At 73.2% G+C, this 1,689-nt stretch carries 2 protein-coding genes; both read left to right on the forward strand.

What is annotated here, in order from left to right; translation table 11 throughout:
* On the forward strand, positions 1-1,344 hold a 1,344-nt coding region (locus F6X68_RS32525), incomplete at its 5' end, for a condensation domain-containing protein (protein ID WP_225852568.1).
* A gap of 84 nt (positions 1,345-1,428) precedes the next feature.
* A partial coding sequence (locus F6X68_RS32530) for a hypothetical protein (RefSeq protein WP_151457818.1) occupies positions 1,429-1,689 on the forward strand: 261 nt, incomplete at its 3' end.

The raw sequence follows: 1,689 nt of genomic DNA on the forward strand, positions 1-1,689 counted from the left end.
CTGGCCCAGTGGCTCGCCACCGCCCCCCGCCGCCCCAAGGCCGAACCGGAGGCGCCCGTCACCGGCCGTCCGGGCCCGTCGAAGCCTGTCCCGCTGACCCTCTCGGTCGCCAAGTGCGTCTGGCTCCCCTTCGAACTGGTCTGCCCGACCACCTGGTGGATCGAGGGTGAGCTGGACCTGCGGGCGTTGATGGCGGCGCTCGGCGACGTGCACCGCCGGCACGAGGCCCTGCACGCCCGCTACCGCCGCGTCGACCCGCCGGTGGCGCTCATCCCGCCGAACCCGGGCATGCCGCAACTGCGACTGCTCACCGACGCCGCCACCGAACAGGAGGCCCTCGACCAGCTCGCCGAGGCCGTACAGCAACCCCTCGACTACACCCAGGGCCGCAACTGGCGCGCCGCCCTGATCCGCAACAAGACCACCAACCGGATCCTGTTCGGCATCGGCATCCACCACATCGCCTTCGACGGCTGGTCACACGCGCTGCTCGTGCGCGACCTCAGCCACGCCTACGCGGCACGGCTGTCGGGCCAGGCCCCGGCCTGGGCACGCCCCGCGCCGACGCTGCGCCAGTCGTACGAGGAGTACACCCGGCTACGCGACGCCGCCGACCTCGAAGCCCAGCGGACATACTGGCGCGAGCAGCTGCGCGGCCTGCCCCGCCAGGGCGAGGCCCCACCCCAGGCGCCCCTGGAGCAGGCACTGGCGTGGGGCCCCAAGGCCGGGCACATCGTCACCGTCACCCCCGAGGTCATGCAACGCTGGGACCAGGCGGCGCGGGAACAGCGGTTCAGCCGATCCAGCTACTTCGTCGCCGCGTACGCCTCCGCGCTGCGCGCCATCCACCAGCAGGACGACATCGGCCTGCTGATGATCGTGGCCAGGCGCGGCAGCCGCATCCTCGACTCCGCCTTCACCACCCGGATCAACTCGAACTGCGTCCGGGTCCGGTTCCGGCCCGAGGAGGACCTGCTCCGGCACGTCCAGCAGACCGTCGACGAGCTGATGGCCGCCCAGGACATCCCCTTCTCGGAGACCGCCGCCGACCCGGCCGTCGGCCTGCCCGGCGAGGTGGTCGCCAGCATCCCCGGCTTCGCCTACCAGGACAACGTGGTCCTCCCGCTGGACCTGCCCGGCTGCCGGACCGAGGAGGTCGTCGAGCCGTACGCGCGGGAGGTGATGAGCGGGCTGACCGTCGAGGCGATCCCCCGGGACACCGACGCCCTGCTGCGCATCACCATCCGCACCGACCTGATCCCGTTCTCCCTCGCCGAGGAGTTGGGCGCCCACATGCTCCGCTTCCTCGAATCGGGGCCCGCCCCGGCTCCCGGCACCGCCTGACCGCCCGTACACGCACCTGTTCCTGGTTTCCTGACCCGGCCGTACCCCCTGCCGGTGGTGCCGGTCCTGATCGGAGGTTGACCCATGTCCGTCGGGCTCGTAGGTGCCCAGGCCCCGACCGCGGGTGTCGCGGGGCCCGACTTCGAGGCCCTCGACCTGATGGGTGACCTGCGCCGGCCGCTGGCGTGGCCGGCCCGGGCGGCGTCCGAGCTGCGTACGCTCGCGCTACCCGACCTGGCGGGCCCGGAGCCGGCGGGACTGGTGGTGCTGGCGGGCCTCGTCGGGGTGCTGGCCCGCTACACCGGTCAGGAGGAGGTGGCGCTCGGCCTGTCCTCGGGCGGGACG

The organism is Micromonospora sp. AMSO12t (assembly GCF_008806585.1).
In the GTDB taxonomy this organism is placed as follows: Bacteria; Actinomycetota; Actinomycetes; order Mycobacteriales; family Micromonosporaceae; genus Micromonospora; species Micromonospora reichwaldensis.